The following is a 26812-nucleotide window of genomic DNA, read 5'->3' as shown; positions in this document are numbered from 1 at the left end:
TTACGCGGCTACCAGACTGTTGGGGATTTCGTGGGCGCATTCTGCGCCAGGGCGTGAGAGCTTGCGCCGAAGCAGCGATTCGGTGCGGATACGAGGCTGGAAAAGCCCAAGTTCGGCCTCCCGGCGGGTCAGTCCGAACTGTTGGAAATGGCTCTGCAACCGCCGGCCGACGTCGGACCAGAACACCGCTTCGTCGAGGCCGTAGCAGCGGTGGAGGAGGTGTGAGATTTCGGCGAGGTTGTAGACGAACAGGGCGTCGAGGAAGAGTTCGCCGAGCAACGGAGCGCTCTCCATCCAGTAATATTGGTTGGGCGCGGCATCGCGATAGGCGGGGTTCAAGGTGGCGAAGTCGGGAACCCTGTGGGGGTCGCGCAGGAAGGAGGGTACGTATTCGACGCTGTCGTGGAAGTCACGCATCGCCAGCCTGGCCGGCCAGCCGTCGCGATGGATCAGGATCAGGTTCTGGCCATGCGATTCCGTTGCGATGCCATGGGCGACGAGAAGGTGACACACCGGCATCACCACCCTGTCCACAAGCCTGCTGAGCCAGGCATCCAGCCCGTACCGCTCTATCCAGTCGGCGATGAACGGCCGGCCGTCACTCTCCACGGCCATCAGCGCGTTGAGGGGCGCCGCAGATTCGCCGGGCTTCAGGCCGGCTGTCACGTCTTCGCGCCAGATCGCTGCAATCTGTCCGGCAAGCGGACCGTCGCGATCCGCGACCGTGCCGGCATATTCGCCGAGTATCGCAAGCGGGTAGCGCTCCTCGAGCAGTCGATCGCTGGCGACGATCTCCTTGAGCCAGCGACTGATCGTGGGCGCGCTGCACACTGAATGCGGTTCGATGATGCGCATGGCCGACGAGTTGACGAGGTTCATCGGCAGTTTGAGATTGGCGCGTTGCGGATGGTCGCGATTGAAGAGGGTCCGCACGGATTGGCTCGCCGTGTAGCGGTCGCCAACCTCGCCGAGGTAAACGGCCGAACCCTCCGCCAGCCAGCCAGCCAACGCCGATCCCTGCAATGCTCTCCACTGCCAGGGATGCAGCGGCATCAGGCCGAACCGCCCTGCATCGCCACCGAGCCGGGTGCGCCGTTCATTTAGGATCGAATAGGTTTCAGCGCCGAGTTCCTGCGTCCAGAAGGGCTGTTCGTCCGAGGGAAGTGCCGAGTGCAGGCGTTCGGGCGCAATCGCCAGCCAGGCTAGTTGGAACGAATTGCGTGCCTCGGGGCCGTACGCCGCTTGGTCATGGTGGTCGAAACCGGTGCGCGCCTTGAAGCAGGGATGGTAGGGATGCCCCTCGTCCATCGCGCTGTCGAGTTCAGCGAATGGCAGATCACGACGCGGCCGGGGAGAAAGATTTCCGTCGTTCCAGGCGCTTAAATCAAGCGTCCGGTCCAGTTCGAATGCAAGCTCAGCGCGCCTTTGGGGACAGCCACCCGCGCTCGCCAGAAGATCGTCGAGCGTCGCCGGCCGCCATTGGCCGCCACAGCCATGTTCGATCGTTTCGGGAACGATCCTGACGCGGCCGAAGGCGCCGACATGTCCTTCGCAGCGTATCGCGCCGCCATCGTAGGACCATTCGAAGCGATATTTTTCGCCACGGCGAGACACAGCACACTCGACGAGGCCTTCATAGACCAATGCCTCGGCCAACTGGCGCATGACGCGCCGCGCCGGAGTGCCGTGGAGATCAAGAGGCAATGGCATGCGCCATCTCCGCGGCCTTGAAAAGCCCGATGCGGCTCAACGGATTGGGAAAATGCGTATAGATCGTGTTGCCGCTGGCTGCCAATTCATCGACATTGCGCAGCCGTATCGCCAAGTTGGCTTTTGCGGTGATGTTCGGTTTGTCCAGCAGACCGGCAGCGAATTCGCCGCCGGCGCCGGTCATCTCGCCGGCAAGTTTCTTCAGCCTCGTGCGCAGCACACCAAGCAATTCGGCCTCGCTCGCCAGGCCGTCATGTCCGGCGCGTGCGATGACGGAGAAGATCTGGTTGACGATGAGGTAGTAGGAGAACCGATCACGGATTTCACGGTCATCGAAGAAGAGGCCGCGAACCTGCACGATCTCGGGAACCAGGCCATACCACCGTGCCTTGAAAGCGTTCGAGAGGTAGAATCCCTGGCTGTCGCGATAGAGATACCGGCTCGGCAGTCCCTGTTGCGAAAGGTCGAGCAGGCTGTTCTGCTGATGCGCCTCCAGCGCGACGCCAAACCGGTCGTAGAGTCTGACCAGCGGATCGAGCGCACAATCGAGATAGCATTCGAACCAGCGCCGGCAAGCGTGTTGCATGGTGATATCATGATTGCGCGCGACACTGCGGATGACGCTTTCGAACAGCGAACTCCCGCCGGGAGGCGGTTCGGCCGTCAGCGCCGAAACCGTTATCACTGGATCGCCGGCACGCCCCCGGAACGGGTTTTCGCGGAAAATAACCTCAAATCCACTTTCCGCCTGGCCGGGAATATCCAACGTCACATATGCACTGTCGTGGAGGAAGCCGAGACGCGGATCGAAAGTGTCGATCCCGGCTCGTTCGAACAAGCGAGCCACGGCCACGCCGGCCTCCAGTTCATGGCGCCTGTTCAAGCGCCTGGAATTGGTGATGCGGATAGGAAGCGAGAATTTCGGCATCCAGGCGGCGGCGTCGCTGTAGACCGTGCGTACCGAGGAAGTGGCCGTGAACGTAGATCCTGCCGGACCGAGGTGCCGGATCTGGCCGGAAGCCATGAGCGCCCGCACCGGAGGATCAAGCATCAATGCTTCAGCCTGAAGCGGATGCATGGGTAGAAGCGTTTCGCCATTGCCGGCGGCGACTTTACCCGCGTCATTTCCCAGCAGGGATTCGACTATGGAAGCCACCGCGTTGCGGGCGGAATCCCCGCGCACGAGATGGGCAGCGGCAGCGAAATAGGTGAGCTGGAAACAGCCGCGCAGTTCAGGGGCGTAGACGGCCTGTTGCCAGTCCGTCATGCCCTGCAGGCTTTTTGGCGTCGGATGCAGCGGATGCCCGAAATACAAGGATTGCTCCGCGGCAATAAAGCCGACCGGTGAAGGCGCGGTTCGATCGGCGGCGTCGAGATAACGCTTCGTCGCCTGGCAGCTCAGGAAAATCCTTTCGATAAGCTCAACTTCGATCTGCCGATGGGTCGCCGATCCACCCTCCGCGGCTGAGAGCACAAGCATATGCAGGGCCAGCAGAGGCTCTATCTCGCGCCAGTTCAACCCGGCATCCTGGCGAATCCAGATCTGCCCGAAGAGGTGCATTCCACAAAGCGAGCGGGATTTGATTTCGATGCGCAGAACGGCATGCCGCGTGGGCAGGGAAATCTCCACGCAATCGAAATTCCGCTCACCGATGCGATGAAACACCGGAATTCCGGGGTTCAACTCGCGCAGGTAGCTGTTTGCGAAGCTTCGGAACGTAGCCTGTTCCGCTGCAATCTGATTCTTGTCGATCATTCGTGCGAACGCCGTGTGTCATCCAGAGGCCGGGGGCAGGGCGCTCCGTTCGAATTTCCTGGATTTTGAAAACACCGCGCGTGAAGGACCTGCCTTGCTGCGTCCGCGGTTAAAACTTAACTACGCTTGTCATGTTATCGCTGTCAAGTGTGCTGATCAACCTGGAACTGCATATCCGTGTCGATTGTCAACTGACGGAGGTTGAAGCGCTGGCGCGTGTTGGCTAGCCGCCACGCGGACGCAGCGGGCCAGGGTGTCTCTCGTCGCCAGTTGGCACGCAGTTTGTATGAGTGATGGTAGCGGGAGAGGGACTTGAACCCCCGACCCCAGGATTATGATTCCCGTGCTCTAACCAACTGAGCTACCCCGCCATCGGGACGGCGCCTTGCCTGGAGAGCCCAATCGATGAGGGTTCGTCCGGCCAGCGCCAAGGTCGCGCGGATATAAGGTTGCGACGCCGACCCTGTCAAGCGCCGTCAGGAGGCCTGCGGCAAGAAGATCGCAGTATCCCCGGCACTGCGCCGCCGCGGGGTTGAGTTCCACCCGCCGCATCGTTATGTCTCCGCCACGCATTCTTGGTCAGGAATTGATGAAACCGCGTATCGCTGTTCTTGGTTGCGGCTATTGGGGCAGCAACCACATCCGCACGCTCAAATCGCTCGGCGCCCTCTACGCGGTTTCGGACGCCAACCTCGCGCGCGCCGAAGGTTTCGCCAGCGAGCAGGAATGCCTGGCGATCGCGCCCGACGAACTGGTCACCCGCACCGAGGTCGACGCCATCGTCATGGCGCTGCCGCCGCAGTTTCACGCCGAATACGCCATCAAGGCGGTCGAGAGCGGCAAGGACGTGCTGGTCGAGAAGCCAATCGCGCTCACCGTCGCCGATGCCGAGCGCGCCGTCAGCGTCGCCGAGGCCAACAAGCGCATCTTCATGGTCGGCCATGTACTGCGTTTCCACCCGGCTTTCGAGCGGCTGAAAGAGCTGATCGACAGCGGCGAACTGGGCGAGGTCAAATACATCCACTCACACCGGCTGGGGCTCGGCAAGTTCCATACCGAAAACGATGCGCTTTGGGACCTGGCGCCGCACGATCTGTCGATGATCCTGGCGATCACCGGCACGGAACCGCTGGAGATTCGCGGCGAGGGGGCGGCACTGCTCGACCACCTTAGCGATTTCGCGCATCTTCACATGCGCTTCCCCAACGGGCTGCGCAGCCATCTCTTCACCTCGCGCCTCAATCCCTATCGCGAGCGCCGGTTGACCGTTGTCGGCACCAGGGCGATGGCGGTGTTCGACGATGTCGAGCCGTGGGAGCGAAAACTCGCCGTCTACCGGCACGCCGTGTGGCAGGACAGCGGCCAGTGGGCTTTCACCCAGAACGAGCCGTCCTATGTGCCGGTGGATGAGGGCATGCCGCTGACGCGCGAACTGCAGCACTTCCTGCAATGCATCGAGACCCGCGAAGCGCCACGCACCGGCGGCGAGGAAGCCGTCCGTGTGCTGAAGATACTCACAGCCGGAACGGTCACCCACGATTGAGGGGCAGTAGGCAGTAGGCAGTAGAAGAAGACTGCCTATTCCGCCGCCACGCGCGGCGGCTGGCTGACCAGCTTCGACAGCATCGCTTCGGCCTCGGCGCCACGCTCGGAGCGTTCGATGAAGCCGCCGCCGAAGACGCGGGCGTCGTCACCGTCATCGCCATAGAGAACGCAGGCCTGGCCGGGCGCAATGCCGGATTCGCCGTCGACCAGTTCCACCCAGGTCGTGCCGGCGCGCTGATGCAGCACGGCCGGCCGCGGCGGCCGCGCGGAGCGCACCTTGGCGAATAGTTCCATCCCCCCGGCCGGAATGTCCGAAAGATTGCCGTCGCCCAGCCAGTTGACCGAACGCAGATAGATCTTGTGGGTCTCCAGCGCCTCGCGCGGCCCGACGATGACGCGGGCGAGGTCGGCATCGAGATGCACCACGTATAGCGGCTCGCCCGAGGCGACGCCAATGCCGCGCCGCTGGCCGATCGTGTAGCGCAGGATGCCGTCATGGCGGCCGAGCACGCGGCCGTCGATATGCACGATGTCGCCCGGGGAGGCCGCCATTGGCTTCAGCTTGGCGATGATGTCGGAATACTTGCCCTGCGGCACGAAGCAGATGTCCTGGCTGTCGGCCTTGGCGGCGACGCTGAGCCCCATCTCCTCGGCGACGGCGCGGACTGCTGGCTTCGACATGCCGCCGAGCGGGAAACGCAGATAATCGATCTGCTCCTGCGTCGTGGCGAACAGGAAGTAGCTCTGGTCGCGGTCGGCGTCGACCGGACGGTAGAGCGCACGGTGCGCCCCGTTGGCGCGGCTGCGGATATAATGGCCGGTGGCCAGCGCGGCGGCGCCAAGCTCCTGGGCGGTCGCCAGGAGATCGGCGAACTTGACGGTCTGGTTGCACGACACGCAGGGGATCGGCGTCTCGCCCGAAACGTAGCTCTCGGCGAACGGATCGATCACCGCCTTGCGGAAGCGTTCCTCGTAGTCGAGCACATAGTGCGGAATGCCGAGCGTTTCAGCGACGCGCTGCGCGTCGGCGATATCCTGGCCGGCACAGCAGGAGCCGGTTCGGTGGGTGGCTGCGCCATGATCGTAGAGCTGCAAGGTGACGCCGACGACGTCGTAACCCTCGTGTTTCAGAAGGCCGGCGACGACGGACGAATCAACACCGCCCGACATCGCAACGACGATTCGGGTCTCTTCGGGGCGCCCCGGAAGGTCCAGGCTATTCATGATCGCAATTTCCGCTGTTCGACTGCCGGCTTCATGCCAATGCGGGGAATATAGGTCAAGCACCAGCGAAGCGCCACCTCCGCGGCAACGTCAACGAAAAGGGGAGTGGTAGGGCCGCACGGTCGGCGTTTTCCGCTCTGGCCCGGTAAGAGATTGGTTCGCCGTGCGATCGGGAAACTTTGAATTGAAATGGAACATCAAAGCTAACGAGTGCCTCACTATCCTTAACTATCATTACCTTTCGCTTACCAGGCGCTTAGGCAATTTTTAAAGCCATCGCGTTATGGTGATCGTGATTGGGTCTTTTAAGTTTGTGTAGAGAGTAGAATGACCGATCTGGTTAGACCGCGAGTCAAATATGTTATTGGGCCCGACGGCAGCCCGCTTACCATTGCCGATCTGCCGCCGACCAATACGAGGCGCTGGGTTATCCGGCGCAAGGCGGAAGTCGTTGCAGCCGTGCGTGGCGGCCTGCTCAGCCTCGACGAGGCGTGCCAGCGTTACAAGCTGACGGTCGAGGAATTCCTGTCCTGGCAGGCATCCATCGACGAATACGGGCTTGCCGGCCTGCGCACCACGCGAATCCAGCAATACCGGCATTAGGGAGCAGGATCCGGGTCACGAACGCGCAGTTGCGGGAACCTGGCCCATATCCGTCATCATCCGGGCGAACGCCTCAACGGCCGGCGTGCTGCCGCCGGCACCGCAAACCAGTGTGAAATGGCCGTCCGGCAATGCCGGCAGGCCATACTGGCCGTCGACGATCTTCATCCCCGGTTCTACTTCTTCCCGGGTCAGCGTGGTGACGGCGAGCCCCGCCTGCACCGCGGCGCGGATGCCGTGCGGGCTTGGCGAGGTGAAAACCGTGTGCCATTCGACCGGCGTCCCGCTCAGCGCGTCCAAGCCGACCTGCCGGTTGACGCATCCCGGTAGCGACAGCGCAAGTGGCAGCGGAACGCCCTGCGGCGCTTCGAATGTTTCGGCCGCTGCCCAGACGAACTGTGCCTTTCTCAGCACTGTGCCGACATCGGCATCGCGCGCCGTCGACATCAGCACGCCAAGATCGAGTTCGCCGGCCTGAACCATCTTGCGCAGATCGAGATAGGTGCTGACGCTGACGTCAAGCCGGACACCGGGGAAGGCGCAGGCAAAGCGACGCAGCAGCACAGGCAGCCGCTCGCCGAGGAACGGCTCCGGCACGCCGACCCGCACCGCCCCGTGCACGGGCGACGGCCTGAAGCGACCCGACATCGCATCGAGCATCTGCAATATCCGCTCGGCATGGCGCAGAAAATCCTCGCCATCCTCGGTCAGGGTCAGGCTGCGTGTCGTGCGGTACAGCAGCGGCCGGCCAACCTGCTCTTCCAGCCGCCGGATCTGATGGCTGATCGCGGATTGCGTAAGATGCAGCTGCCGCGCAGCGCGGGAAAAGCCGCCAGTCTCGGTGACCGCGACGAAAGCGCGGAGCAGGGTTGGATCGAAATCCATTCATTATAACCCATAATTATTCTGATGAAATTAAATCATTTCTATCATGAATGATGCTCGCCTACAAGCGCGGCTCCGGGGCTGCCACGGCAGACACCTCCCAAGCCAGCTGAGAAAGAGCGATGCATAAATCCAATAACAACACGATTGCCCTTATGGCCGTCTGTCTCGCCGCGCTGATGTTCGGCCTCGAAATCTCCAGCGTTCCAGTGATCCTGCCGATCCTTGAAAAGGCGATGGGGGCGGGGTTCAGCGAACTGCAATGGATCATGAATGCCTACACCATCGCCTGCACCACGGTTCTGATGGCGACTGGGACACTGGCCGACCGCTACGGACGCAAGCGTATCTTCGTCATCAGCCTGACGGTGTTCGGCGTCACATCGTTGCTTTGCGGCCTCGCGGAAAATCCGGCAGTGCTGATCGTTGCCCGGTTCCTGCAAGGCATGGGCGGCGGCGCGATGCTGATCTGCTCCATCGCAATCCTCTCGCATCAGTTCCGCGAGGGCGGCGAGCGCGCCAGGGGCTTTGCCGTATGGGGCGTCATCAGCGGCATAGGCCTCGGTTTCGGCCCCATCGTCGGTGGCGTCATCGTTGCTGCGACAGGATGGCCATGGGTGTTTCTGGTGCATGTCCCTTTGACCGTGCTCACACTTCTTCTCGTCCTTGCCGGCGTGGCGGAATCGCGCGATCCGGAAGCGGAAAAGCTGGATATCGCCGGAATCTTCACCCTGTCGGCCGCTGTTTTTGGCCTCGTCTATTTCATCACGCAGGGACCCGAACTCGGCTTCGCCAGCACCCCGGCGCTCGTCATTCTCGTCGTGTCCGTGCTTGCCTTCATCGCTTTCGTCGGTGCGGAAAGGCTCAGCACACGTCCAATGTTCGACTTTTCCGTCTTCCGCATCCGCAATTTCTCGGGAGCGATCGTCGGCTGCGTCGGCATGAACTTCAGCTTCTGGCCGTTCATGATCTATCTGCCGATCTATTTTCAGGTTGGCCTGGGCTACGATGCGGTCACCACCGGCATGTCGCTGCTGGCCTACACGTTGCCGACGCTCGTCCTGCCTCCGTTGGCCGAGCGCCTGTCGCTGCGCTACCACCCGCGCATCGTCATTCCGGCAGGCCTGGCGACGATCGGGCTGGGCTTCCTGCTGATGCGCTACGGCAGCAACGTCGAGGGGGCCAGCTGGCTGACGATGCTTCCAGGCAATCTACTCGCGGGCATCGGGCTTGGCGTAACTCACACGCCGGTGACCAACACGACCACCGGATCGGTTCCGGGGGCGCGAGCGGGCATGGCCAGCGGCATCGACATGAGCGCCAGGCTGATCACGCTTGCCATCAACATCGCCATGATGGGGTTCGTCTTACGGGAAGGCATCCTGTCCTTCCTGAGGGGCGCCCTGCCTGTCGGGATCGATGCGGCGCGGATGCAATCGGCTGCCGAGAAGATCGCGGCGGGCGATATCGCGTCGCTTGCGCAATATCTACCTGAACTGTCGTCGATGAATACGTCCGGCGCCGTCTTCCATGCCGCGCTCGTCAATGGCTTCAACTGGGTGATGCTTTACGGAGGTGTCGGCGTGCTGGGGCTGGCGGCTCTCAGTCTCGCGATCTTCGGGCGCGCCGAAAAGGTCGTACCTCAGGAATCCAGTGCTGGCTGACTTTCTACTGGCGATTTGGGCATGAGGGAGGCGGACGCAATCGTCTGGCTGATCCAGTTCAGCCGATCATGGCGTTGCGGCCGTCGGTTCCGGTCTCGCGCATCTTGCTGTCGCGGGATTCCAGCATTTCCGCCTTGGAAAGCTCCGCTTCAGCTTCGGCGAGTATGGATTCGGCAGCACTTTTCTGCTGGGCAAGATCGAATTGGGAGTTTTTGAGGTTGTCGCGCCGCAAACGGGCCGCTTTGGCGAAGGTCGGATAGGCGAAATGGTTGATGTCGGTGATCCCCGCCTTCCTTTCCTCGGCGTTGATCTGCACCTCCAGTTCGGTCGCCATGCGGTCGAATTCCGCGATCATCATGTCGAGCTGCTGGAGCTGGCGGCGCTTTTCGTTGACCTGGAACTGCTTCAGCCGAACAAGGTTCTCGCGTGACTTCATGTCTCGGTACTCCAACGCAGTTACCCAGGCCTTGCGGCCGCAACCTACAACACACGCAGCCGTCTCCGACTCACCGGCATTGCGGACCCGCTTTGGAAAACAAATTCCTAAGATTTTGGTCCGCCGGTAACCATTCGTTTACGGGCATTGTTAATCATACGCGTCAGGACTTAAGGCAGGGTAAAAATTCCAGTCCAACCGGTGGGTGCCAAAGGGTCAGCGACCAGAGTCACATATTCCGGTTTGTTAATGTTTTTCGGTGGTCACCGATACGGGCGATTCATCATTAGATTCAAGAGGGTGTGGCCAATAGCTAAAAAATCTGATATCGCATTGCAGGCGGAATTAGATTTTGTTAACCATTCGGTGGCAGCCTCCGATTAAGGCAATCACTGCGCCGGTCCGGATACGCGAAAAACGGTTCGGTCGCAGAAAAGGGGAATGAAATGCGTGTTCTGCTGATTGAAGACGACAGTGCGACCGCACAAAGCATCGAATTGATGCTGAAATCGGAGAGTTTCAACGTCTACACGACCGATCTCGGCGAAGAAGGCGTGGATCTCGGGAAACTCTACGACTACGACATCATTCTCCTCGACCTGAACCTCCCTGACATGTCGGGTTACGAGGTTCTGCGCACGCTTCGCCTGTCAAAGGTGAAGACGCCGATCCTGATCCTTTCCGGCATGGCCGGTATCGAGGACAAGGTTCGCGGCCTTGGCTTCGGCGCAGACGACTACATGACCAAGCCCTTCCACAAGGACGAACTGGTCGCCCGCATTCACGCCATCGTGCGCCGCTCGAAGGGCCATGCCCAGTCGGTTATCTCGACCGGTGACCTGATCGTCAATCTCGACGCCAAGACCGTCGAAGTCGGTGGCCAGCGCGTGCATCTGACCGGCAAGGAATACCAGATGCTGGAGCTGCTTTCGCTGCGCAAGGGCACGACGCTGACCAAGGAAATGTTCCTCAATCATCTTTACGGCGGCATGGACGAGCCGGAACTGAAGATCATCGACGTCTTCATCTGCAAGTTGCGCAAGAAGCTCGACGCGGCGTCTGGCGGCCAGAACTACATCGAAACAGTCTGGGGCCGCGGCTACGTGCTGCGCGAGCCCGAGGACATTCGCGAAAGCGCCTAATCTCTCCCGAGTTTCATAAAAAACCCGGCAGTTCTGCCGGGTTTTTTTCATTATAAGCCGGCTAATTTGCTGGTGAGTATGCGAATCACGCAACCAGTTCGAGGCTGCGGAAGCGTTCCAGCAATTGCGGCCGGTTGAACGGTTTCAACAGATATCCCTGTGCGCCGGCGCGCTTGGCGCGCATGATCGCGCCGATGTCGACCTCGGTCAGGCAGATGGCGATCTGCGGCTTTACGGGGACCTGGATCGCGCGCACGCGCCGGATGAATTCCTCCGCCGACATGTCGGGCAGGGCGGCGTCGACGACGATGATGTCGGGCATGTCGTGCATGCACACCTCAAGGGCGTCGTAGCCGGACGCTGCCTCGATGACGATCATGTCGGGACCGCCAAGGATGCGCCTGGCAACCTTGCGGATGACGCTTGAATCGTCGACGAACATGCAGCGCTTCATTTTCCGGTCCCCCAGGCGCCCGCTCGAGCCGGAAACGCTTGAGCGGGATGGCTCAAACATATCCGTTGCCTGTAAAGAACCGGGAAATCGGAAACGTAAAGTTGTCAGCAAGGGGTGCTGACCCCTGCATTTCCCGTCGATTTTCGCGCAAAGGTTGCCTCAGCTTGCCGAGAGAACGATTTCGTCCGCGGTTGCGCGGATCGAAATTGTCATGCCGGCCTCGCGCGCCAGAAGCAGCGTGTAGTAGGGCTGCACGGCATGGGCGTCGATGGCTTCCTCGGGCTTGTTGCCGGAGTGCATCTCGAGAAATTTCGGCGGCACGCGCACCATCGGCCCTGAGGCGGCAAGCGTGAACTTCGGTTCGGTTTCCAGATTGTCGAGCGTTACCGTGATCTTGCCGCCGCGCGGAATGGCGCCGTTGGCGATCAACACCAGATTGAGCAGAAGCTTGACCTTGTTTTTCGGCAGCAGCGCGCGGGTGCCGTTCCAAACGAGCTCAGGCTTCTCGTTCTTGAGGAAACCTATGGCGACAGCTTCGGCGTCACCGGTGTCGATCAGCATGCCGGCTGAACCGGCGGCCCCGAACGCGATGCGGGCGAATTGCAGGCGTGCGGAGGCGTTGCGGGCGCTCGTGCGGATCAGGTTCATGGCGTCTTCATCCGCGCCCCCCTCGTCGAGCAGCTCGAGGCCGTTGTTGATGGCTCCGACCGGCGAAATAATGTCGTGGCAGACGCGGCTGCACAGAAGCGCGGCCAGATCCGGCGCGGTAAGCGTGAAAAGTTCAGCCATTTATCATGTCCCCGCGTTTCGCGTGCCGGCGTTGCCTGTTTCTGCTCGCCTACCGGCGAATCATACATTCACATCGCCGCAATGTGGTTACACAGCGGGCGCGCAGGCATCAAGAAAACCCGGCTCAAAACATGCGAAAACGGCCTCCTTGCGCAAGTTTTCGTCCATGGAGGCGCGCAAGCGGCGGGCGCAGCCTTCGAACTGCCATGTTCATGCCGGAGCTTAATGGTTGAAAAAGGATTACGGCCTAAATTGACCGTGATATGCCGAATCAAGCGACCGTCAGAGTCGCGCGTGGCAGAGGTGTCGGCGGAAGTGCTCCAGGACGGAGATTTGGAAGCATGTTTCCCAGACAAAACAGCCGAATTCATTTTCGGATCATCGTGGCGTTGATGGCCATTTTCGCGTCGCTTGCCTTCTCGGCGGCGGCACGCGCCGAACAGTACACGGCGCAGGAAATCGTCGATGCCGGGCATGGCTTTTTTGGCGCGACGTCCGGCGGACTGGCGACCCTGGTGGAAAAGGCGTTCGCCTCGTACGGGCTGCCAAACGGCTACGTACTCGGCGAAGAAGGTTCCGGCGCCATTGTCGGCGGCCTCACCTATGGCGAAGGCACGCTCTATACGAAGAATGCCGGCGACCACAAAGTTTTCTGGCAAGGGCCTTCGCTCGGCTGGGATTTTGGCGGCCAGGGATCGCGCTCGATGATCCTCGTCTACAATCTCGACGATACGAACAATTTGTACAGGCGCTTTGTCGGCGTCGCAGGATCGGCCTATGTGGTGGCTGGCCTCGGCTTCAACGTACTGAAGCACGAGAACATGCTGCTGGTTCCGATCCGCACCGGCGTCGGCGCGCGACTCGGCGTGAATGTGGGCTATCTCAAACTCACTGCGAAGCCGACCTGGAATCCGTTCTGAGCGCTGTCCGTCGCAACGCTTGCTGCCCGCCGCCCCTTGACTCAAGGCGCCGCGGCGGGCGATGCGGCTGTGGAGCGGAATGCATTCAAGCTGAACCGGACATTCCGCTCCATTGGTTTGTTTAGCCGCATTTGTGCGACGCCAGGTGTTTCCACCTGGCTGCAAAATGCTCTAGGAATTGGCCTGGCGTCGAAAGAAGGTCGCCGGCCTGCCATGCGGAGCAGGTGATTTCACGTGATCCAGTCGACGCTGTTTTTCATCCTCGGCTTTCTCAGCGCGACTTTTCTCGCCTTAATGGTGGCGCCAGCCGTCTGGCGCCGGGCCGTCTCGCTGACGCGCAAACGCATCGAAGCATCGACGCCGCTGACGCTGAATGAAATGCAGGCTGAGGCCGACCGGGCGCGCGCAGAGGGCGCGATGGCCATTCGCCGCCTCGAGATCAATGTCAAAGCGCTGAAGGAGAGGGCGGCCGACCAACTGATCGAGCTCAACCGCAGCCGCGAGGAACTCCGGCGTCTCACTGGCGAAACCGCCGGCAAGCGCGAACAACTCACCGGGCTTGAGGCCAGGGTGCCCGAGCTTCTGGCGAAGCTAAACGAGCGCGACGAACAGATCGCAGCCCTTTCGGCGCGCCTGCGCGAGGCCGATGACCTGATCGAGAAGCGTGCGGCCGAACTCGACAAGCTTGGCCAGACCTATGAAGAGGTGACGTTCCTTTCCTCCAGCCGCCAGATCGAGATCGCCGGGCGCGAATCCGAGATCGACAAGATGTCGATCGATCTGTCCAGGTTGCGCAGCCAACGCAAGGACATGGAGCGCCGCCTGGCAGAGTTCACGGCCGACAACGCCGCACTCAAGGAAACCATCATGACCGAGCGCAAGCGCGTTGCCGAACTCGAGAAGAAGATCGAGCAGTTGCTTTCTGAAGGGTATAGGGAGCAGGAACTGTCGGGTTTGCGCACAGATGGCGCGGAGATCGACGCGAACGATCCCGGCTTGAAATCCACCAGCGAGAACGATGGCCCGCCACTAGCCGGCCGAAACGGCGAAGCCGATGCAAGCTTCGCACGACTGAGTGCCGAACGGGACCGGCTTGAAAGCCGGCTAACCACGCTGACGCGGGAGAACAAGAAGCTGCGCCAGAAAACGCTGGTCGACGGCAGTGGCATGGAAGCCGGCGGCGATGCGTTGCTGCGCGAGCAGATACATCAGCTCGCGGCGGAGGTGGTGAGCCTGACGGCAATGCTCGACGAGCCGGATTCGGCGATCAGGAAGGCGCTTTCGACACCGGCAGCCGATGTCACGGCAAGCAAAACCGCCGGCGGCCTTCCCAGCCTGGCCGACCGTGTGCGTGCGTTGCAGAAGGCTTCGGGCAACTAGGCGCCGGGAAGCCTCGTCAGCCGTCGCGCAACCGATGCAGGGCGACTGCCGATGCGGCGGCGACATTGAGGCTGTCGAAGCCTTCCGCCATGGCGATCCGCGCGGTTTGCAGCTGGCTAAGTAGCGGTGCCGGCAGGCCTTCCCCTTCGGTCCCGAGAAACAACGCCATCCTGTTCGAGCGCGGGATATCGCGAATGTCGGCGACGCCATTCGGCGAGAGCGCGATCTGGCCGAAACCTCGCCGCGCCAGTCCGGCGGCAAGGTCTTGCGCATTGCCGCCCACGGTGAACGGCACCTTCAGCACGGCACCCACTGAAACCCGGATCGCCTTGCGATAGAGCGGGTCGCAGCAGGTGTCGTCGAGCAGCGCCGCATCCGCGCCGAAGGCCGCGGCGTTGCGGAAAATGGCTCCCATGTTGTCGTGATTGGAAATGCCGACCAGCGCGATCACAAGGGCGCGAGCCGGCAGCGTGGCAAGCGTCTCGTCGACCGAAAGGGGAGCGCGCTTCCTGCCGATCGCAAGAATGCCGCGATGGATGTGAAAGCCGGCGATGGCATCCATGACGGCGCCGGAGGCGACATAGACCGGGAGATCCGAGGGCGCAGCCGCGAGCGTCGCGGCAAGGCCGGCAAGCCGGTTTTCCAGCACCAGCACGGATTCCGCCTCGAACCGCCGTGCCGCGAAAAGCACGTTGAGCACGACCTTGCCCTCGGCCACGAAACGGCCCTGGCGGCCAGCCAGGTCGCGCTCGCGCACGTCACGGTAGGCGGCGACGCGCGGATCCTCGGGATCGTTTATAGGGATCGGCTGCATGAACTCCACTCGTCATAACTCGACGGTGGAGATGGGTCCGATCTCACCCGAAGGTCAAGGGCGAACCGCTGCAAGAACCCGTCTGGGCGGCCTCTGCTCCTCGGTGTCGCCGAAGATGTCGTCCAAGGTCAGGAACAGCCGGCGCACGGCGACCGACTTGCAGCTGTAGTAGATCATCTGCCGGTCCCGTCGCGTCTGGACGAGATCGAGGCTGCGCAGCTTGGCAAGGTGCTGCGACAGGGCCGACTGGCTGAGCGGCACGCGTTCGGCGATGGCCCCGACCGAAAGCTCGCCCTCAAGAAGATGGCTCATAATGACCAGCCGCTTGCTGTTGCCCAGCATCGTCAAAAATTCCGCGGCCTTGTCGGCGTTCCGGATCAATTCCTTGGAAATCATCAAACCCCCGCACAAGCTTCATCACTCGGTCGGACGCTAGGGGGCATAGCGCCGATAATTGCAACCTGTCCGCGCATATATGCGCAAATCCGAATACAGGCCGTATTTGTGCAAACTACCCACTTTCGTCTAAAGTACAAGCGGTCCTGTAGTAGTTTCTATCACATCTGAGGGGAGCTTCCGGCGAGCTTGCGCCGGCCTTCGCCCGCCAGCTCGACCAGAATCTTGCGCAGGTCACCGGAACTGGCCAACGGCTCGGGAAAGAACACGCGCCGCGTCTCGTCGCCGGCCGCAAGATCGAGCCCGTCCGGATCGATGCCGGTGATGGTCCACTTTGCCTCGCTGGCACCGGCAAAAGCCCGCGCATACACGGAAATTGCGTCGGCATGGTCGCTGTTCATGTGATCGATAGCCGATTGCTCCGCGCCGGCAAGGTCTTGCGCCACGTCCGAATCGGCCAGCAGCTCGGAGCGGCCAAGGACATAGGCCTTGCCGAAGCCGCCATTCAGGCTGGCGCCCTCCGGTTCCAGCCTGAAGAAATGGAAATCACCGAGGCCGACATAGAGCCTGGCCTTCGGGTGACGGTTCAAATAACGCCGCTCGGCACGCGCCTGTTCGGGCGTTTCCCTCTGAAGTTGTAACGCTCTGCAAGAAATCGTGATTCGAGGATGGGCGAGAGGATCGCCCTTGCCGGGCTCGCCGACGAGCAGCGAGCACCGCGAATCGGCAAGCAACGAGCGCGTGTGGGCGGCAAGCATCGAGACCAGGATGAGCGGCGCGCCGTCGATGTCGGTTGCTACGCCGACGCGGCTTGCGAGCGGCGCTCCGGTTGCCGGGTCGAGCACCGCGATGGCGCCGAAGCGGGCAGTGCGAATCAGCGTCCTGGCGAGGCGGATCGCCTCGGCGTCGGTTGGACGAATGACTTCCTTTTTCTCTTCCACGCCGGATTCCTAAATGCTGATTTAACAACTCAACTTATTCGCCGATCACTCCCGCATCCGCAAGTGCCGATATCGCGCCGGCGTCCATGCCGAAACGCTGCAGGGCCGTGGAAAGCATGTGCGGGGTGCGCTCGGACGGTCCAGCGATTTCGGCCGGCGTGCGCGAAAACCGCGGCGCCGGCGCCGGGCGTTTCAATGTGCCGGCCATCTGATGGGTCTGCCGGGACCGGTTGTGCGGATGGTCTGGCGCTTCCCTCATGGAAAGAACCGGCGCGACGCATGCATCGGTCGATCCAAAGATTTCCGCCCACTCGTCGCGGGTCTTCTGGCCGATGCGCGTCGCGATTGCCGCGCGCATGCCGTCCCATTGGGTTCTGTCGTATTGCAACGCCGCGTATTTTTCATCGAGCGGCAAGAGCCTGGCGAATTCGGCGAAGAATTGCGGCTCGAGGCAAGCGACAGCGACATGACCGCCGTCGGCGGTCTCGTAGGTGTCGTAGAAGGGCGCGCCGGAATCGAGCAGATTGGAGCCGCGACGGTCCTGCCAGAAACCTGTCGCCATGAAGGCGAAGAAAGGTGATGCCAGCATCGACACGCCATCGATCATCGCCGCGTCGATCACCTGGCCCCTGCCGGAACGCTGGCGTTCGAACAGCGCCGCCAGCACCCCCATGATCAGGAACATGGTGCCGCCGCCAAAATCCGCGGCGAGGTTGAGCGGCGGCACCGGCCTGCCATCTTTGGGACCGATCGCGTGAAGGATGCCGGAATAGGCGAGATAGGTGAGGTCGTGGCCGGCACGGTCGGCCAGCGGACCGTCCTGGCCGAAGCCGGTCATGCGACCGTAGATCAGCCGCGGGTTGCGGGCGAGCGATTCGGCGGGCCCGAGCCCGAGCCGCTCCATCACGCCGGGACGGAATCCCTCGACCAGGATGTCGGCCTTGCCGATGAGCTCGAACATCAGGGCGATGCCTTGCGGCCGCTTCAGGTCGACCTTGACCACGTCGCGGCCATGGCGGTCGAGATCGTAGTCCGGCGGCACGGCGAGGAATGGCCTGTCGCCGTTCCCCTTGCGCTCGATGCGGATCACGTTGGCGCCGAGCTCCGACAGCATCAGCCCGGCCAGCGGCACCGGCCCGAGGCCCGCCATCTCGATGATCCTCAGGCCGGCAAGGGGGCCGGGCTTCTCCTGGTTCTGTGCGCCGGCCGTCATGCGGCCACCGTTATTTCGGCGCCATGCGGATGGCGCCGTCGAGGCGGATGGTTTCGCCGTTGAGCATCTGGTTCTCGACGATATGCACGGCAAGTGCGGCGTATTCCGATGGCTCGCCCAGCCGCGACGGGAAGGGCACCGAGGCGCCGAGCGAATCCTGTACCTCCTGCGGCATGCCCATCATCATCGGCGTCTTGAAAATGCCGGGCGCGATGGTGACGACACGGATGCCGGAGCGGGCGAGATCGCGCGCCACCGGCAGCGTCATGCCGACCACGCCGCCCTTGGAAGACGAATAGGCGGCCTGGCCGATCTGGCCGTCATAGGCTGCGACACTTGCCGTGTTCACGATCACGCCGCGCTCGCCGCTCGTGAGCGGTTCAAGCTTCTGGGTGCGGTCGGCGACCAGCCGGATCATGTTGAAGGTGCCGATCAGGTTGACCTCGATTACCTTGCGGTAGGAATCGAGCGGATGCGGGCCCTCCTTGCCAAGGGTTTTCACGCCGATGGCGATGCCGGCGCAGTTGACCAGGATGCGCGGTTCGCCGAGCTTGCCGGCCACCTCGGCCACCGCTGCCTGCGCCCCTTCGGCGCTCGACACGTCGCATTTGACGGCGATGCCGCCGATGTCGGCCGCGACCTTTTCAGCGCGCTCCATGCCGACGTCGAGCACTGCCACTTTCGCGCCTTTCGCGGCGAGCGCCCGGGCGGTCGCCTCGCCGAGCCCCGAACCGCCGCCGGTGACGATCACGATGTGGCCTGATGGATTCATTTCGGGTTCCTTCCGGGTGATGGCTGTTCGATTTGGCGATAGCCTATGCAGGGCAGTAGGGAAAGGCCAGCGGGGCATTGGTTCGGGCGCTCCCGTAAGGCTTGCCGGCGTCTTTACGTCTGCAAGACCCCCTCTCCGTCTCGGCTTCGCCTCTCCCCCGTTCCGGGGAGCGGATGGGCGTGGACGCTGCCCCTCATCCCAGCCCTGCTTCCGCAGTCCTGCATGTAAAACCCCCTCTCCGGTTTGCTGCGCAAACCACCTCTCCCCCGCTTCGCAGGGGCGAGGAACCCAAGCTGGAGAAGCGCTGGCATCGCGGCAGCGGTTCCTCGCCCCAGCGAAGCGGGGAGAGGTGTCGAGGCGAAGCCGAGACGGAGAGGGGGATTTTCTTTTTTCCATCAGCACAAGCCTCTCCGTTGCCACGCCCGCTTTCGCGTCTGGCCATTGCATGAAAGAAGTCGGGAAGCGGGGCGCTGGGTCAGCACCTCGTAAGTAAGTAATCTGGCGCCTTCCCAGCGCCCCGCCGGCGATTTTCGGCCATCCCATCTCCCAACATCGGACCTTCCGGTATGCACCGGTGGTTTCTACGTGTCAGCGCCAGATCATACCGCGCCTGGTTCCCGTCAACGCGGGAAATCGTAGAGACTCTGGGACAGCCCTCCGTCTCCACGGCCACGTTAGCCGCTTGCCCGAAGCGCCGGTTCCTCCCCGCAAACCACCGTCATGATCGGCGTTCCCGCAGGAGAAACTGCCGACAACTATGCAGGAGGTGGAAAGGGGTGTGGATAAAAGAAAAACAAAGACTGCTGACAGATGCTGACAACTGGGGGGAACCGGCCTCCTCCCTTGTGGGAGAAGGTGCCTGAGCGCAGCGAAGGCGGATGAGGGGTGTTTCCAGCCTGATGCGTCGCGCTTCGCCCGGCACCCCTCATCCGACCTCACCCTCGCAAGCTCGGGCTCGGCCACCTTCTCCCACAAGGGGAGAAGGGGAGGCGCAACATCAGTCCGGCAGGCCGGCGTTGCGAAGCGCGTCGAGGTAGCGGTCCATGATCGCCGGGTCCTTCCACGGCACCCCGGCGCGGGTGCGGGCGATTGTTGTGCCAGGTGCGATCGCGAGCAGGCCTTGGATCGCCGCTTCGGCTTGCGCGGTGAGGCCGAGCCTGCTGTAGCTCGCGGCGAGAAGCCGATGGGCGGTCGGAAAATCCTGCTGCAGATGCATCGCCTTCAGCGCCCATTCGGCGGCTTCCTCGTAATGCCCCTCGGAAAAATCGGCGAGGCCGAAAAAGGCGTATGTCCAGTAGTTGGCGGGATCGCGGGGGCTGAGCCGCAATGCCCGGGTCAGATACTCCCGCGCCTTAACGGGCTCGGAGGTGAAGGCATAATATCCGCCACCCCACATATACGGGAAAGCGAGGTTGGCGTTGAGGCCGAGCGCGGTTTCCAGCCGCCGCGGCGCGTCGTCGAAATCGCGGGTGAACAGGGTGACGACACCCAGAATGGTGTGCGCCTCGGCGTCGCGCGGATCGAGCTCGACGGCGGTGCGCGCCATCTCGTGGGCACTGGCCAGCGATTTGAGCGGATTGCCGCTCCAGCCGTAAAGCACGTCCCAGATATCGCACATGGCGTGCACCACGCGCGCACGCGCCATGCGAGGATCGAGGCCGATCGCCTGGCCGGCAAACCTTTTTGCCTCGGCGTTGTCTTCCACGGTGAGGCGCCAGGCGTGCCAGTTGGCGCGCATCACCAGATCCCACGCGCCCATGCCGGCCGGATCCTTGCGGCGGGCGCGCCGCATCTCGGCGCCGATCAGTTCCGGCGCCACGACGCCGACAATGCTGGCTGCGATCTCGTCCTGGACGGAAAAGATATCGTCGAGCTCGCGGTCGTAGCGTTCAGCCCAGACGTGGTTGCCGGTGGCGGCGTCGATGAGCTGGGCGGTAATGGGGACCCGGCTGCCGCCCTTGCGCACACTGCCTTCGAGCACGTAGCGCACGCCGAGTTCGCCGGCCACCTGCTTTACGTCGACGGGCTTGCCCTTGTAGGTGAAGGAGGAGTTGCGGGCGGTGACGAAAAAGGACTGGCTGCGCGCCAGATCGGTGATGATGTCTTCCGAAATGCCGTCGGCGAAATATTCCTGGTCGCGGTCGGGGCTCATGTCCTGGAAGGGCAGCACGGCGATCGACGGTTTCACGGCGCCGCCCGACAGACCGGATGCCTCGCTTCCGGAAGCGTCGGCCATGATCTCCAGGCGCACCCGGTAGATGCGGACGGGCTTGCGGATGTTCTTCACCTGCTGCTCCCCCAGATTGTCGAAGGCGACATTGAGCTTGCCGACCACCTGTTCGAAGACGCTGGCCGAAACGAAGATGCCGCCGGGCTCCGCCAGCGCTTCGAGGCGCGCCGCAATGTTGACCCCGTCACCCAGAATGTCGTCGCCGTCGATGACGATGTCACCGAGGTTGATGCCGGCGCGATACTGGATACGGCGGTCTTTCGGACCCTTGGCCTCGAGCCTGGCGATGCCGCGCTGGATGCGCAGGGCGCACTCCAGCGCGTCGACGACGCTGGCGAACTCGACCAGCAGACCGTCGCCCATGGTCTTGGCGATGCGGCCCGAATGTTCCTTGAGGATGGGGTCGATGACTTCCTGGCGATGCACCTTCTGACGGGCGATGGTTCCCGCCTCGTCGGCTTCCATATGTCTGCTGTAGCCGACCATATCGATGGCTAGAACGGCGGCTAACCTGCGTACCACGCGATCGGTGGGCAAAAAAACTGTTCCTCGCCTGAAACGCACCGGGCGAAGCTTATGATCCCGGCAGGCGCAAGTCCATGTGGCGGGTCCATCGTGTCCCGCTTGACAGCGAATTTAACGCGGCATATAAAACCAATCAGTTACATAACCGTGTGGTTTTATAAATGGCAACCGACAGTCTGAGCATGACGCTTTCCGCCCTGGCCGACCCGACCCGGCGCGCCATACTGGCGCGGCTGGCGCTCGGCGAGGCCTCGGTGACCGAGCTTGCCGAGCCGTTCGAGATGAGCTTTCCGGCCGTCTCCAAGCATCTTCGCGTGCTGGAGAAGGCGGGGCTGGTGGCGCGCGGCCGCGATGCCCAGTTCAGGCCGCGCACGCTGCGGGCCGAACCGCTGCGCGAGGTGGACGACTGGCTGGGCACCTACCGCCGGCTGTGGGAGGAGCGGCTGGACCGGCTGGAGGACTACCTGGCGCAACTGCAAGGCGGCACCTAGGGGTGTCGATATTCAAGTGATGCCGGCCTGACCTGAATCTCAACACATCGCAGGAAACCGAGACGGCGCTGGCGTTCCGAAAACGCCATCAGGTTTCCCGAAATCCAGCTCCGGCCGAACTCCAGAAACAATAACCGACTGGAATTACTACCGTTTTCCGGCATGCGAAAAAAGTTCGCCGGACATGTCGGCTGGACCGAAGACTGTTCGTCCTCGGTCCAGCAATACGGCAAAGTCCAAATTCAACGAGGAAATGACATGCAAACCACAACCCTGACCGCCCCCGTTTCCAACGCCCAATTGTGGACCGGCCGCGTGCTGAGCGGGCTGTTCATCCTGTTCATGCTGTTCGACAGCAGCATCAAGCTGGTGCCGCTGGCCGTGGTCACCGAAACCTCGGCGCAGATCGGCCTGCCGGCGACAGCGGCGTTTGCCCGCACGCTCGGCATTCTCGGCCTCGTCTCGCTGATCCTCTATGCCTATCCGCGTACAGCGGTGCTGGGCGCCATCCTGCTCACCGCCTACATGGGCGGCGCGGTCGCCACGCATTTCCGCATCGGCAGTCCGTTGTTCACCCACACGCTGTTCGGCGTCTATCTCGGCGTCATCCTGTGGGGCGGGCTGTGGTTTCGCGATCCGCGCGTCCGGGCGCTGATCCCGTTCAGCAACTGAAGAAGAAACGTTTTTTTGAGGCAAGTCGATGAGCAAGAAAGTGGATGACTACATCGCCGGCCTGTCCGGCTGGCAGGCGGCGGTGGCCGCCATGCTGCGTCGGGAAATCCTGGCTACGGGTGCGGTGAGCGAAGACTTCAAATGGGGCCATCCGATCTATGAGGCAGGCGGCGCGGTCGCACTGTTCAAGGCGCACAAGGCACATGTCACGCTGGGTTTCTGGCGGGGCGCGGAGATGACCGATCTCGACGCGAGGCTCGAACCATCGGGCAGCTTCAAGATGGCCTCCATCACGCTCAAGGGGCCGGGCGAGATCGATGGCGCCGATATCGGCAAGCTGGTGGCGGCGGGCGTGGCGCTCAACCGCGAAAGGGGCGACCCGATGAAGATCAAGAAGACCTGACGAGGAGAAGAAAATGCTGAAAATGATCTGTGCCGCGGTTGCCGTCACGGTCGGGCTCTCGGTTGCCGTCCCGGCGGCCGTCGCCCAGCCCGCCAAAAAAGGCTATGCCGACGTCAACGGGCTGAAGATGCACTACGAGGTGCACGGCAGCGGGCGGCCGGTGATGGTACTGCATGGCGCCTACATGTCCACCGAATCGATGAAACCGATGATCGACGGGCTGGCGAAAACCCGCCAGGTGATCGCGATGGACCTGCAGGCGCACGGCCGCACCGCCGACATCGACCGGCCGATCACCTATGAGGCGATGGCCGACGACGTCGACGCGCTGATGGAGGAGCTGGGCGTCGCGCAGGCCGATATATTCGGATATTCGATGGGAGGCACGCTGGCATATCAGCTTGCCATCCGGCATCCGGAACGCGTGCGCCGGCTGGCGGCGGCGTCCGGCACATACAAGACCGCGGGCATGTATCCGGAACTTGTCGCCATGATCGGCCAGATGACGCCGGAGGTGTTTGCCGGCTCGCCGATGGAAGCCGAATACAAGAAGCTGGCGCCGCAGCCGGAGAATTTTTCGAAGCTCGTCGCCAAGCTGGTCAAGCTCGACACGACGCCGCAGGATTGGCCGGCCGACGCGATCAAGGCGATCAAGGCGCCGACGCTGGTGATTTCGACGGATGCGGACGTGATCCAGCCGGAGCATTCGGTGGAGATTTTCCGGTTGCGCGGCGGCGGCCACTCGCCCGACTTCATGAGCGCGGGGACCACCGAACTCGCCATCCTGCCGGGCACCTCGCATATGGCGGTGATGGAGCGCACCGATATACTGGTGCCGATGGTCACCAACTTCTTCGACAAGGAGGTCAAGTAGCAGCGTAGCTGCCGCTCACCCCGACCCTCGCCCCGCCGGAACGGGGCGAGGGGTACTTCGGCGTCAGAGCTTGATCCTTCTCGCGCCTATTCCTCGGGCTCGGTAGTGAATTGCAAGGGATAACCCTTGGCCTTGCCGGCCTCGGTGGCGCGGGTCGCCTTGGTCTCGGCGACATCCTTGGTGAACACGGCAACGACGCAGACGCCACGTCGGTGCGCGGTGATCATGATCTTCTGCGCGAGGTCCTCGCCGACATGGAATTCGGCCTTCAGCACGCTGACGACAAACTCCCGCGGCGTGTAGTCGTCGTTGAGCAGAATGACCTTGTGCAGCTTCGGCCGCTCTGTCTTTGGGCGGACTTTGGTGCGGGGTATGGTGAGGGAGTCGGGCATCTGGGCGACAACAGCGGCGCGTCGACAAAGTTTCGCATATCCGTCGCGGCTGGTCCACCGCTTCCGCGCCCCGCGCGATGCAGCCAATCCAGCGCTGCATGTACTCAGGCCATCTGCGCTCCAACAAAATGCGGGCCGATGCGGTAGCTCGCCGGGCGTCGCACCGAACCGTGATTGGCCTGTGAAGGGCTGCGTGTGTTAGGGCGAAAATGCGGGGCAATTTGAGGTCGAGATGGAACGCAAGCTTGCCGCGATCGTTGCCGGCGACATCGTCGGCTACAGCCGACTCATGGCGGACGATGAAGCGGCGACCTATTCGGCATTGCGCTCCGCTTTCGATGACCTCATCGTGCCCGTGCTGCAGCGCCATGGCGGACGCACCTACAAGAGCACCGGCGACGGGTTCCTGGCGACGTTTCCGAGCGTCAACGAGGCGCTGGACGCGGCAATAGAAATCCAGGCCGGCTTCGAGGACCGCCCGTTTGATCTGCGCATCGGCGTCAATCTCGGCGACGTCATCGAAGACAATGGCGACATGTTCGGCGACGGCGTGAACGTCGCCGCACGGCTGGAGGCGATGGCCGATCCCGGCAGCATCTTTGTCAGCGACGCGGTGGTGCGCGGCGCCGACAGGAACCGCGGCGCGCATTTTTCCCGCGTCGGGCGCCGGCACATCAAGAACATCCGCGAGTCGTTCGACGTCTATGCTGTCCGGCTGAAAAACGGCGGAAACGGCATGGCGCCCCGGCTGAGGCGCGCGCTCGGAGGCAGACGGGCGATCGCCGCCTACGCTGCCGGTGCAGCAGCAATCGCGATGATCGCGTTCGCAGCCAGCGACACGGCCAGATTCCAGAGCATCGCCGGCGGCATCACCCAAAGTCTGGCCGGACTGGTTGGTGTCGAGCGCGCCGATGCGCGGCCGGCGGTTGCGGTGCTGCCCTTCGATAATATGAGCGGCGATGCCAACGAGACTTATTTTGTCGACGGACTGACCGAGGACATCATCACCGAGCTTGCCCGCAACCCCGAACTGCAGGTGATCGCCCGCAACTCGACATTTGCGCTGCGCGGCCAGCCGGCCGACACACGCGAACTGGGCAGGCGGCTGAATGCCGGCTACATCGTCGAGGGCAGTGCACGGCGGGCCGGCGACCAGCTCCGCGTCGTCGCGCAGCTCATCGATACGCGCAGCGGCGCGCACCTATGGTCGCGCAGCTATGATCGCCGCGTCGATGACGTCTTCGCCGTGCAGACGGAACTGACCTCGGAAATCGTGGCGCACCTCGTTTCCTATGTTCGCCAAACCGAAGCCAACGCATCCGCCGAACGTCCGACCGAGAACCTGCAGGCCTACGACCTTCTGCTGCAGGCCCGCAATCGCTACAAGCACGGTTCCGGAGATGGCGAAGCCCTGCTTGCGTCCCGTGCGTTGCTGCACCGGGCGCTGGAACTCGATCCCGGCTATGCGGCCGCCCGCGCACATCTCGGGATGACGTATATCGTCGATGCGGTGCAGGGTGTAAGCGGGCGCGCCACGAAAGCCGACATCGAGACCGGTTTGAGCGAAGTGCGCCAGGCAATCCGGCTCGATCCCAACCTTGCCGCCGGCTATCAGGCGCTGAGTTTCGGACTGGCGGCCAGCGCCGACTATGAGGGTGGCCTGCAGGCCGCGCGTCGCTCGGTGGAACTGAACCCCAACGACCCCGACAGCATGATGGCCCTGGCGAAGGCGCAAGTGCGCTTCGGCGATTATGCCGAAGCGGTCGTCAACGCCGAGCGCGCCCGCCGTCTTCATCCCCTGGCGCCCGAATATTATACCTACGTGCATGGGCAGGCTCTCTACGCTGCCGGGCGCGTCGACGAAGCGGACCGCGTGCTCAACGAATGCCTGATGCGGTCGCCGCAGGAACAGGACTGCCTGCTGATCCGCACCGCGCTGCTGGTGGGCCGTGGAGAGATGGACCAGGCACAGGCGACGATGGCGCGACTGGTTGCCGCCAACCCACAGTTTTCGCTGGCTGGAGAACGCGACTACCGGCGCTTCGGCAATTCGCCCCTCATGGATCGGTTCCTCGCCGATCTCGCCCGGGCCAAGGCGCCCGAAACGGCGGCGCGGCAACCGCGGGTGGCGGCAACGGCGACCTAGAGCATCGGGAAATCCCTCTAGCGATTACGTTGGCCACACGTTAGCGCGTTTCCGGTTCTTTCAGGACCGGAAACGCGCTCTAGAGCATTTCAGGTTTTGACAGAAGCGTATCCGGCGTTTGCGAAGTAGTTGGAGCATTCGTGGGGCTCGATGTTTGCGGCGAGGTTGCCGACATCTCGCCAGGTATCCTCAATGGTTCGCTTCTGTGCGAGGCGCATCCAATGCTTGATCTTGGCGAAAGCCTGTTCGATCGGGTTGAGGTCTGGCGAGTAGGGCGGCAGGTACCAAAGCCTGGCGTCGGCGGCGCGGATCATTTGCCGGACGGCTGCCGACTTGTGGGAGCCGAGATTGTCCATCACGACGATGTCGCCGGGCCTGAGCACCGGTACGAGCTGCTGCTCGACATAGGCGCGGAAGCACTCGCCGTTGATTGGC

Annotated in this window: 26 protein-coding genes and 1 tRNA gene; 11 read left to right on the top strand and 16 right to left on the bottom strand. The window is 62.8% G+C overall.

The genetic code is table 11. The annotated features are described in order from the left end of the window. The 3 genes from F3H98_RS31250 to F3H98_RS23960 all read right to left on the bottom strand — a co-directional run bounded on the left by F3H98_RS31250 (window position 1) and on the right by F3H98_RS23960 (window position 3837). On the bottom strand, window positions 1-1710 hold the full coding sequence (locus F3H98_RS31250; RefSeq protein ID WP_188130538.1) for an IucA/IucC family protein: 1710 nt from the start codon (window positions 1708-1710) through the stop codon (window positions 1-3). Further along, window positions 1694-3466, bottom strand: coding sequence for an IucA/IucC family protein (locus F3H98_RS23965; protein WP_149762861.1), 1773 nt, complete (start codon window positions 3464-3466; stop codon window positions 1694-1696). Before F3H98_RS23965 ends, F3H98_RS31250 begins: the two co-directional genes overlap by 17 nt. Before the next feature lie 294 nt (window positions 3467-3760). Beyond that, window positions 3761-3837 (bottom strand) — tRNA-Met (locus F3H98_RS23960). 218 nt (window positions 3838-4055) lie between these two features. Between F3H98_RS23960 and F3H98_RS23955 the strand changes: the two genes are divergently transcribed. Further along, window positions 4056-5009 carry a Gfo/Idh/MocA family protein gene (locus F3H98_RS23955; RefSeq protein WP_149762860.1) on the top strand — a complete coding sequence of 318 codons (954 nt, stop codon included), beginning with the start codon at window positions 4056-4058 and terminating at the stop codon, window positions 5007-5009. A 35-nt stretch (window positions 5010-5044) separates the two neighbouring features. Here the strand turns inward: F3H98_RS23955 and mnmA are convergent, their stop codons facing one another. Next, a complete protein-coding gene (gene mnmA / locus F3H98_RS23950) occupies window positions 5045-6235 on the bottom strand; it encodes a tRNA 2-thiouridine(34) synthase MnmA (RefSeq protein WP_149762859.1) in 1191 nt (396 codons plus the stop codon). 327 nt (window positions 6236-6562) lie between these two features. Here mnmA and sciP point away from each other — a divergent pair, with 327 nt between their 5' ends. Continuing rightward, window positions 6563-6838, top strand: coding sequence for a CtrA inhibitor SciP (gene sciP / locus F3H98_RS23945; protein ID WP_146299287.1), 276 nt, complete (start codon window positions 6563-6565; stop codon window positions 6836-6838). A gap of 15 nt (window positions 6839-6853) precedes the next feature. Here sciP and F3H98_RS23940 read toward each other — a convergent pair whose 3' ends face one another. Then, window positions 6854-7723, bottom strand: coding sequence for a LysR family transcriptional regulator (locus F3H98_RS23940; RefSeq protein WP_149762858.1), 870 nt, complete (start codon window positions 7721-7723; stop codon window positions 6854-6856). 122 nt (window positions 7724-7845) lie between these two features. On the opposite strand from F3H98_RS23940, the gene F3H98_RS23935 reads away from it, so the two are divergent. Further along, complete coding sequence (locus tag F3H98_RS23935; RefSeq protein ID WP_149762857.1) at window positions 7846-9387, top strand: MFS transporter; 1542 nt, start codon at window positions 7846-7848, stop codon at window positions 9385-9387. A gap of 58 nt (window positions 9388-9445) precedes the next feature. Here the strand turns inward: F3H98_RS23935 and F3H98_RS23930 are convergent, their stop codons facing one another. Further along, window positions 9446-9823: a flagellar export protein FliJ gene (locus F3H98_RS23930; RefSeq protein ID WP_149762856.1), complete on the bottom strand. Its 378-nt coding sequence runs from the start codon at window positions 9821-9823 to the stop codon at window positions 9446-9448. A 446-nt stretch (window positions 9824-10269) separates the two neighbouring features. Here F3H98_RS23930 and ctrA point away from each other — a divergent pair, with 446 nt between their 5' ends. Continuing rightward, window positions 10270-10965 carry a response regulator transcription factor CtrA gene (gene ctrA / locus F3H98_RS23925; protein WP_149762855.1) on the top strand — a complete coding sequence of 232 codons (696 nt, stop codon included), beginning with the start codon at window positions 10270-10272 and terminating at the stop codon, window positions 10963-10965. Window positions 10966-11050: 85 nt separating this feature from the next. Here the strand turns inward: ctrA and F3H98_RS23920 are convergent, their stop codons facing one another. Both F3H98_RS23920 and chpT read right to left on the bottom strand, forming a co-directional pair. Next, on the bottom strand, window positions 11051-11419 hold the full coding sequence (locus tag F3H98_RS23920) for a response regulator (RefSeq protein WP_149762854.1): 369 nt from the start codon (window positions 11417-11419) through the stop codon (window positions 11051-11053). Window positions 11420-11578: 159 nt separating this feature from the next. Beyond that, entirely contained in the window at window positions 11579-12208 is a 630-nt protein-coding gene (gene chpT / locus F3H98_RS23915) for a histidine phosphotransferase ChpT (protein ID WP_149762853.1), read from the bottom strand. Window positions 12209-12549: 341 nt separating this feature from the next. On the opposite strand from chpT, the gene F3H98_RS23910 reads away from it, so the two are divergent. Then, window positions 12550-13128, top strand: a complete 579-nt coding sequence (locus F3H98_RS23910) for a DUF1134 domain-containing protein (RefSeq protein WP_149762852.1) — start codon at window positions 12550-12552, stop codon at window positions 13126-13128. 234 nt (window positions 13129-13362) lie between these two features. Beyond that, window positions 13363-14508, top strand: a complete 1146-nt coding sequence (locus tag F3H98_RS23905) for a coiled-coil domain-containing protein (protein WP_149762851.1) — start codon at window positions 13363-13365, stop codon at window positions 14506-14508. A gap of 16 nt (window positions 14509-14524) precedes the next feature. Here F3H98_RS23905 and F3H98_RS23900 read toward each other — a convergent pair whose 3' ends face one another. The 6 genes from F3H98_RS23900 to F3H98_RS23875 all read right to left on the bottom strand — a co-directional run bounded on the left by F3H98_RS23900 (window position 14525) and on the right by F3H98_RS23875 (window position 21411). Further along, window positions 14525-15322 carry a TrmH family RNA methyltransferase gene (locus F3H98_RS23900; protein ID WP_149762850.1) on the bottom strand — a complete coding sequence of 266 codons (798 nt, stop codon included), beginning with the start codon at window positions 15320-15322 and terminating at the stop codon, window positions 14525-14527. Between the two features lie 54 nt (window positions 15323-15376). Then, window positions 15377-15718, bottom strand: a complete 342-nt coding sequence (locus F3H98_RS23895) for an ArsR/SmtB family transcription factor (protein WP_149762849.1) — start codon at window positions 15716-15718, stop codon at window positions 15377-15379. A 161-nt stretch (window positions 15719-15879) separates the two neighbouring features. After that, a complete protein-coding gene (locus tag F3H98_RS23890; protein WP_149762848.1) occupies window positions 15880-16659 on the bottom strand; it encodes a HugZ family pyridoxamine 5'-phosphate oxidase in 780 nt (259 codons plus the stop codon). A gap of 34 nt (window positions 16660-16693) precedes the next feature. After that, window positions 16694-17872 (bottom strand): CaiB/BaiF CoA transferase family protein, encoded by a 1179-nt coding sequence (locus F3H98_RS23885; RefSeq protein ID WP_149762847.1) that lies wholly within the window; start codon window positions 17870-17872, stop codon window positions 16694-16696. Between the two features lie 10 nt (window positions 17873-17882). Next, complete coding sequence (locus tag F3H98_RS23880) at window positions 17883-18644, bottom strand: 3-hydroxyacyl-CoA dehydrogenase (RefSeq protein ID WP_149762846.1); 762 nt, start codon at window positions 18642-18644, stop codon at window positions 17883-17885. 997 nt (window positions 18645-19641) lie between these two features. Beyond that, on the bottom strand, window positions 19642-21411 hold the full coding sequence (locus F3H98_RS23875) for an adenylate/guanylate cyclase domain-containing protein (protein ID WP_149762845.1): 1770 nt from the start codon (window positions 21409-21411) through the stop codon (window positions 19642-19644). A gap of 149 nt (window positions 21412-21560) precedes the next feature. On the opposite strand from F3H98_RS23875, the gene F3H98_RS23870 reads away from it, so the two are divergent. The 4 genes from F3H98_RS23870 (at window position 21561) to F3H98_RS23855 (ending at window position 23839) form a co-directional block, all read left to right on the top strand. Beyond that, the gene (locus F3H98_RS23870) at window positions 21561-21890 is read left to right on the top strand and encodes an ArsR/SmtB family transcription factor (RefSeq protein ID WP_149762844.1); all 330 of its coding nucleotides are present in this window, start codon (window positions 21561-21563) and stop codon (window positions 21888-21890) included. 258 nt (window positions 21891-22148) lie between these two features. After that, entirely contained in the window at window positions 22149-22562 is a 414-nt protein-coding gene (locus F3H98_RS23865; protein WP_149762843.1) for a DoxX family protein, read from the top strand. Window positions 22563-22590: 28 nt separating this feature from the next. Then, window positions 22591-22965: a DUF1801 domain-containing protein gene (locus F3H98_RS23860; protein ID WP_149762842.1), complete on the top strand. Its 375-nt coding sequence runs from the start codon at window positions 22591-22593 to the stop codon at window positions 22963-22965. 13 nt (window positions 22966-22978) lie between these two features. Continuing rightward, window positions 22979-23839, top strand: a complete 861-nt coding sequence (locus F3H98_RS23855; protein ID WP_244621862.1) for an alpha/beta fold hydrolase — start codon at window positions 22979-22981, stop codon at window positions 23837-23839. Between the two features lie 86 nt (window positions 23840-23925). Here the strand turns inward: F3H98_RS23855 and clpS are convergent, their stop codons facing one another. Further along, window positions 23926-24231: an ATP-dependent Clp protease adapter ClpS gene (gene clpS, locus F3H98_RS23850; protein WP_149762841.1), complete on the bottom strand. Its 306-nt coding sequence runs from the start codon at window positions 24229-24231 to the stop codon at window positions 23926-23928. Window positions 24232-24463: 232 nt separating this feature from the next. Between clpS and F3H98_RS23845 the strand changes: the two genes are divergently transcribed. Beyond that, window positions 24464-26377, top strand: a complete 1914-nt coding sequence (locus tag F3H98_RS23845; RefSeq protein ID WP_149762840.1) for an adenylate/guanylate cyclase domain-containing protein — start codon at window positions 24464-24466, stop codon at window positions 26375-26377. An 89-nt stretch (window positions 26378-26466) separates the two neighbouring features. Here F3H98_RS23845 and F3H98_RS23840 read toward each other — a convergent pair. Then, window positions 26467-26812 (bottom strand): transposase (locus F3H98_RS23840; protein WP_149762546.1); only part of this gene is annotated, 346 nt, incomplete at its 5' end.

The organism is Neomesorhizobium albiziae (genome assembly GCF_900114255.1).
GTDB lineage: Bacteria > Pseudomonadota > Alphaproteobacteria > Rhizobiales > Rhizobiaceae > Neomesorhizobium > Neomesorhizobium albiziae.
The sequence above is the reverse complement of the archived record's forward strand: the minus strand, read 5'-3'. Positions and strand labels throughout refer to the sequence as shown.